Origin of the sequence: Micrococcus sp. APC 4021 (assembly GCF_030407635.1) — a bacterium.
Taxonomy (GTDB): domain Bacteria; phylum Actinomycetota; class Actinomycetes; order Actinomycetales; family Micrococcaceae; genus Micrococcus; species Micrococcus luteus.
This window is the reverse complement of the sequence record NZ_JASDCZ010000122.1, coordinates 1-6,557: the sequence shown is the minus strand read 5'-3', so window position 1 is coordinate 6,557 and position 6,557 is coordinate 1. Positions and strand designations below refer to the sequence as shown.

Below are 6,557 nucleotides of genomic sequence, written 5' to 3'. Positions count from 1 at the left end.
CCCCCATGGCCACCGTCTTCAGCAGGATCATCGCCGGCGAGCTGCCCGCCCGCTTCGTGTGGCAGGACCAGACGTGCGTCGCGTTCCTGTCCGCCGCGCCGCTCCAGCCGGGGCACGCGCTCGTGGTGCCCCGTGCGGAGGTGGACGAATGGGTGGAGGTCGACCCGGCGCTGGTCACGCACCTGACGACGGTCGCCCAGCAGATCGGCAAGGCGCAGGTGGCGGCGTTCTCCGCCCGCCGGGCGGGGCTCATGATCGCCGGCTATGAGATCCCGCACCTGCACGTGCACGTGTGGCCCTCCACCTCGCTCGCCGACTTCGACCTGGCCCGCGTGGACAACGCCCCCGATCCGGCGGACCTGGACGACGCCGCCGCCCGCCTCCGCGCGGCCCTGCGGGACCTGGGCCACGGCGAGGTCGTCCCGCAGGACTGACGGCCCGCGCCGCCCGGGCCCGGCTCAGGCGCGCGTGGCCCGGGCGAGCGCCTGACGCACCCGCTTCTCGGAGACCGAGACCGCCGTACCCAGCTCCTGGGCGAAGAAGGAGACGCGCAGCTCCTCGATGAGCCAGCGCACCCGCTCCAGCTCCGCGGGCACGGGCGTGCCCGCGAACCGGGCGCGATGGGCCGCGACGGCGGCGTCGAACTCGTCCTCGAGCCCCTGCACCACCGCCATGTGCTGCCCGTCGCGCTGCAGGTGGCCCCCGGCGTCCAGCCGGTCCAGGCGCGTCAGCATACCCTGCAGGTAGCGCGGCAGGTGCTGCAGCCGCTCCCATCCCGTGGCGGCCACGAAGCCGGGGAACACGAGCTGCTCGAGGTGTGCCTTCACGTCCGACAGCGCCGGCGCGAGGGCGAGCGAGACCGAGCCCTTGAGCCGGCGTCGCACCTGCGCGGCCCGGGAGAGCACCTGCTCCACCAGGGACGTGACGGCGAAGACCGTGTCGATCAGGTCGGCCCGCACCCGGTCGAACAGGGCGCGGAACGCGGCCTCGTCGAACGGCAGCTCGTCCCCGACGAGACGGTCCACGGCGGCCTGCGTGCAGTCCGCGACGAGGGAGTCCACCGAGCCGTGCGGGTTCTGGGTGAAGGTGAGCTTCTCCCTGTTGTCCAGGTGGTCCAGCACGTAGCGCTGTGGGCTGGGCAGGGTGGCCAGCAGCAGCCGGATCACCCCGGCCCGGTGCCAGGCCGCCTGGTCCTCCGCGGACCGGGCCACGGTCAGGCCGGCCGCGGGGCCGCCGTCGGGCGTGGTCTCGGGCACCAGGCTCGGGTAGCCCGTGATGGCGGGGCCGCGCGCCCCGGCCGCGGTGGAGACGGTCTTCGGCACCGTGCCGATGCTCCACGAGGTCAACCCGTGCCGCTCCTCGAAGGCCGGCGTCGCGTCGGACCGCCCGGGGCCCTCCGGGCGACGGCGTCCCTCGGCCCCGGCCCGCGCGTCGGTCTGGGCCCGGCCGCCGCGGCCCGTACCGCGCGGCCCCGGCCGGGCCGAGGCGGGGTCGTCGGTGCCGGCGAGCCGGGCGGCGATCGCGGAGCGGTTGGCCTGCGCGAGCCGGGCCTGCAGCGCGGGCAGGTCCTGGCCGGCGCCCATCACGGCGCCGCGGGCGTCCACGACGCGGTAGTCCATCCGCAGGTGCAGGGGCACCGCGTCCAGGGCCCACAGTCCGGGCTCCACCACCACGCCGCGCACCCGGCGCACGGCCGCGGACAGCGCGTCCGGCAGCTCGTCCCGCAGCGGGTCGGCGTGGGCCTCGAGGTCCGCGACGAGCTGCTGGGCCACGTCCGGGGCGGGCACGAGGTTCTTGCGCACGGCCTTGGGCAACGCCTTGATGAGGGCGGTGACGAGCTCGACCCGCAGGCCGGGGACCAGCCACGCGAAGGGGCCGGGGGAGACCTGGTTGAGCAGCAGGATCGGCACGGCCACGGTCACGCCGTCGGTGCCGGCCGCGCCGGTCGGGTCGAACGTGTACTCGAGGTCGAGCTCCACGTCGCCGCCGGGCATCGGATACGTGAACGTGGTGGGGAACGCGTCGGTGTCCAGGTCCTCGGCGTCGGCGGTGAGCAGGGCGGCGACGTCGAGGTCCAGCAGGTCCGGCTGATCCTGGCGCGCCTTCTTCCACCACGCGTCGAAGTGCCGCTCGGAGACGACGTTTCCCGGGATCCGCGCGTCGTAGAAGGCGAACAGGTCCTCGTCCCCGATCCGCAGGTCGCGGCGGCGCAGGCGCGTCTCGAGGGCGTCGACCTCCTCGAGCGCAGCCCGGTTGCGGGCGAAGAACCGGTGACGCGTGCGCCAGTCGCCCTCCACGAGGGCGTGCCGGATGAACAGCTCGCGGGAGAGCTCCGGGTCGATCCGGCCGTACCGGACCGAGCGGTCCGGGATCAGGGTGACGCCGAACAGCGTCACCTTCTCGCGCGCGACGACGGAACCCGCCCGCCGCGACCAGTGCGGCTCGTTGTAGGTCCGCTTGACGAGGTGGCCGGCGACCTCCTCGGCCCACTCCGGCTCGATCCGGGCCACCGTGCGCGCCCACAGCCGGGAGGTCTCCACGAGCTCGGCGGCCATGACGAACGGGTGGCGCTTCTTGAACAGGGCGGAGCCGGGGAACACGGCGAAGCGGGTGCCGCGGGCGCCCACGTACTCGCGACGGCGCTCGTCGTAGGCGCCGATCTGCGAGAGCAGGCCGGTGAGCAGGGACTTGTGCACGGCCTCGTGCCGGCCGACCGGGTCCACGGGTCCGGCCTCGACGGTGAGGCCCACGTCCTTGGCGAGCTGGCGCAGCTGGCGCACCAGGTCCTGCCACTCCTGCACGCGCAGCCAGTTGATGTGCTCACGGCGGCACAGCTTGCGGAACTGGGAGCCGGAGAGCTCCTTCTGCCGCTCGTGCAGGTAGGCCCAGAGGTTCAGGATCGCGGAGAAGTCCGAGTTCTCGTCCGCGAACCGGCGGTGCAGCTCGTCCGCGGCCTCGCGCTGCTCCGTGGGGCGCTCGCGGGGGTCCTGGATGGTCAGGGCCGCGGCGATCACCATGACCTCCCGGACGCAGCCGCGTTCACCGGCCTCGAGGATCATGCGGCCCAGCCGCGGGTCAACGGGCAGACGGGCCAGGCGGCGTCCGACCCGGGTGATGGTGCCGGCGCGGGCGCCGCCGGCCTCGAGCGCGCCGAGCTCGGTGAGCGTGGTGGCGCCGTCGGTGACCTGTCGGCCGTCCGGGGGCTGGACGAAGGGGAACTCCTTGACGTCGCCCGGGGTGCGGGCCACACCGAGGGACAGCATCTGCAGGATCACCGAGGCCAGGGAGGTGCGCAGGATCTCCGGGTCCGTGAACTCGGGGCGGGAGAGGTAGTCCTCCTCCGAGTACAGGCGGATCGCGATGCCGTCCGAGGTGCGGCCGGACCGGCCCGCGCGCTGGTTCGCGCTGGCCTGGGAGACACGCTCGATCGGCAGGCGCTGCACCTTGGTGCGGTGCGAGTACCGCGAGATGCGCGCGGTGCCCGTGTCGATCACGTACTTGATGCCCGGCACGGTCAGGGAGGTCTCGGCGACGTTCGTGGCCAGCACGATCCGCCGGCGCACCCCGGCCCCGGCGCGGCCGAACACGCGGTGCTGCTCCGCCATGGACAGGCGGCCGAACAGCGGCAGGATCTCCGTGCCGGCCAGGCGCGTGGTGCCGGCGACGACGCCGGTCAGGTGGTCCGCGGCCTCGCGGATCTCCCGCTCGCCCGGCAGGAACACGAGGATGTCGCCCGGCGGCTCGGCGGCCAGCTCGAGGACGGCGTCGCCGATCGCGTCGAGGGGGTCGCGGGTCTCGGCGGCGTCGTCCGCATCGTCCTCGGGGTCGTCGGGGGAGGGCTCGTCGGTCAGCGGCCGGTAGCGGATCTCGACGGGGTAGGTGCGCCCCGAGACCTCGATGATCGGCGCCGGGACCACGCGGCCGCCGTCGTCGGCCTCCACCGCGTCCGCATGGTCCTCGCCCTCGGCCAGCGGCCGGCCGAAGTGCCGGGCGAAGCGCTCCGGGTCGATGGTGGCCGAGGTGATGATCACCTTCAGGTCCGGGCGCTGGGGCAGCAGGTTGCGCAGGTAGCCCAGGAGGAAGTCGATGTTGAGGCTGCGCTCGTGGGCCTCGTCCACGATGATCACGGAGTAGCGGCGCAGCTGCGGGTCGTGGGGGATCTCGGCCAGCAGGATGCCGTCCGTCATGACCTTGACCCGGGTGGCCTTCGAGGTCTGCGCCGTGAAGCGGACCTGGTAGCCGACCGTCTGCCCGATCTCCTCGCCCAGCTCCTGCGCGATGCGTTCGGCCACGGAGCGGGCGGCGATGCGCCGGGGCTGGGTGTGGCCGATCGAGCCGGCCTCCCCGAGCCCGAGGGCCAGGCACATCTTCGGCAGCTGCGTGGTCTTGCCCGAGCCGGTCTCGCCCGCGACGATCACCACCTGGTGGTCGCGGATCGCGGCCATGATCTCCTCACGGCGCTCCGCCACCGGCAGGTGTTCGGGGAACGTGATCGCGACGGCGTCGTGGGGCGTCGCGGACGGCTGCGCGGCGGGCGTGGAGGGCGGGGGAGTCTGCGTCATGACGGCCTCCATCCTAGGCGCGCGGGGGCCCGGGCCGACCCGGACGGGGCGAATCTGGGACGGACCTGGGACTGGGGCTGAGAGTCCGGATGTGATTCTCTGGAGCCCATGGACACGAACACCGTCTTCCTGTTGGCGGCGATCGGCCTCTATTTCCTCGCGATGATCGCGATCGGCCTGTACGCCTCCCGCAAGAACACCGACCTCGACGACTACATGCTCGCAGGACGCGACATGAAGCCGTCCGTCGCGGCGCTCTCCGCGGGTGCGTCCGACATGTCCGGCTGGCTCCTGATGGGCCTGCCCGGCGCGATCTACGCCGCGGGCCTGGTCGAGGGCTGGATGGCGGTCGGCCTGACCGTGGGCGCGTGGGTGAACTGGCGCGTGGTCGCCCCCCGCCTGCGCTCCTACACCGAGGTGGCCGGGAACTCGATCACGATCCCGTCCTTCCTCGAGAACCGATTCAAGGACCGCACGCACATCCTGCGGATCGTGGCCGGCCTGATCATCCTCGTGTTCTTCACCTTCTACGTGTCCTCGGGCATGGTGGCCGGCGGCAAGTTCGTCGAGTCCACCTTCGGCCCCGACTCCTTCTACGCCCAGGGCATCAGCATCAACTACCTCACCGGCATGCTCGTGGTCGCGGGCATCACGGTGCTCTACACCCTGTTCGGCGGCTTCCTCGGCGCCTCGCTGACGGACGTGGCCCAGGGCATCCTCATGTTCCTCTCCCTGCTGGCCGTCCCCATCGTCGTGATCCTGACCATGGGCGGCTGGGACGCCGTCGTCGAGGGCATCCGCGCCGCCGACGCCGCCGGCGGCGGAGTGAACCACTTCTCGATGTTCGAGAACGCAACGCTGATCGGCGTCCTGTCCTCCCTCGCCTGGGGCCTGGGCTACTTCGGCCAGCCGCACATCATCGTCCGCTTCATGGCCCTGCGCACCCCGCACGACGCGGCCGTCGCCCGGCGCGTCGGCATCGGCTGGATGGCGCTGTCGGTGTTCGGCGCCGTGATGGTGGCCCTCGTGGGCATCGCCTACTTCCAGGCCAACCCCGGCACCACGCTCGAGGACCCGGAGACCGTGTTCCTGGTGCTTGCCTCGATCATGTTCCACCCGTTCGTGGCCGGCCTGGTGCTGGCCGCCGTCCTCGCCGCGATCATGTCCACGCTCTCCTCGCAGCTGATCGTGTGCTCCTCCGCCCTGGTGGAGGACCTCTACATGCTGCGCGGGCGCACCGGGTCCTCGACGTTCACCCTGTGGCTCGGCCGCATCGGCGTGCTGGTGGTGGCGCTCGTGGCGGGTCTGCTCGCCCTCAACCCGGACTCCTCCGTGCTCGAGCTCGTCTCCTTCGCGTGGGCCGGCTTCGGCGCCGCCTTCGGCCCCGTGATCCTGCTCGCCCTGTACTGGCCGCGGTTCACCTCGTGGGGGGCGATGGCCGCCATGGTCACCGGCGCCGCCGTCGCCTGGGCGTGGTCGGAGGCCAGTGCCGAGACGTGGGAGTGGTTCGGCCTGTACGAGCTGCTGCCGGGCTTCGTCGCCGCCCTCGTGGTGGGTGTGGTGGTGTCCCTCGTGACCCAGCGCTCGCGCCGTGTGCAGCGGCGGATCGACGCCGAGTTCACCGGCGCGATCGACATCGTGGCCGGCCGTGAGCCGCACCCGGACGTGGCCCCGGCCGCCATGACGCGGGACGCCGCCGGGGGCTCGACCGCAGCCGCCGCGGATCCGCGCGCGCAGGCGTGAGGCTCTTCCTCGCGATCCGTCCGCCGAGGGCCGTGCTCGACCACCTCGAGCCGGCCTTCGACGGCGTCCGGGACCGGGCCGGACGCGCGCTGTGCTGGACCGAGCCGGAGCAGCGGCACCTGACGCTGGCGTTCCACCCGGAGGTGCCCGCCGGCGCCGTGGACGACGTCGTCGCCGTCGCCGGCCGCATCGCGGCGGGACATGGCCCGCTGGACCTGCACCTGGCCGGAGCGGGGGAGTTCTCGCACCGCA

Annotated in this window: 4 protein-coding genes; 3 read left to right on the top strand and 1 reads right to left on the bottom strand. The window is 73.1% G+C overall.

The window, feature by feature from the left end; all coding sequences use genetic code 11:
- Window positions 1–5 precede the first annotated feature (5 nt).
- Window positions 6–434, top strand: a complete 429-nt coding sequence (locus tag QL983_RS09655) for an HIT family protein (RefSeq protein WP_036316605.1) — start codon at window positions 6–8, stop codon at window positions 432–434.
- Between the two features lie 24 nt (window positions 435–458).
- Here the strand turns inward: QL983_RS09655 and hrpA are convergent, their stop codons facing one another.
- Complete coding sequence (hrpA, locus tag QL983_RS09650; RefSeq protein ID WP_036316604.1) at window positions 459–4,562, bottom strand: ATP-dependent RNA helicase HrpA; 4,104 nt, start codon at window positions 4,560–4,562, stop codon at window positions 459–461.
- A gap of 108 nt (window positions 4,563–4,670) precedes the next feature.
- Here hrpA and putP point away from each other — a divergent pair, with 108 nt between their 5' ends.
- Together putP and QL983_RS09640 are read left to right on the top strand one after the other, a co-directional pair.
- The gene (putP, locus tag QL983_RS09645; RefSeq protein WP_020625160.1) at window positions 4,671–6,305 is read left to right on the top strand and encodes a sodium/proline symporter PutP; all 1,635 of its coding nucleotides are present in this window, start codon (window positions 4,671–4,673) and stop codon (window positions 6,303–6,305) included.
- Between the two features lie 32 nt (window positions 6,306–6,337).
- Window positions 6,338–6,557 (top strand): 2'-5' RNA ligase family protein (locus QL983_RS09640; RefSeq protein WP_290152660.1); only part of this gene is annotated, 220 nt, incomplete at its 3' end.

What these genes read in the sequence shown, in the direction of transcription:
- putP (WP_020625160.1), top strand. Translation starts at nt 4,671, where the DNA reads ATGGACACGAACACCGTCTTCCTGTTGGCGGCGATCGGCCTCTATTTC.
- hrpA (WP_036316604.1), bottom strand. Translation starts at nt 4,562, where the DNA reads ATGACGCAGACTCCCCCGCCCTCCACGCCCGCCGCGCAGCCGTCCGCG.
- QL983_RS09655 (WP_036316605.1), top strand. Translation starts at nt 6, where the DNA reads ATGGCCACCGTCTTCAGCAGGATCATCGCCGGCGAGCTGCCCGCCCGC.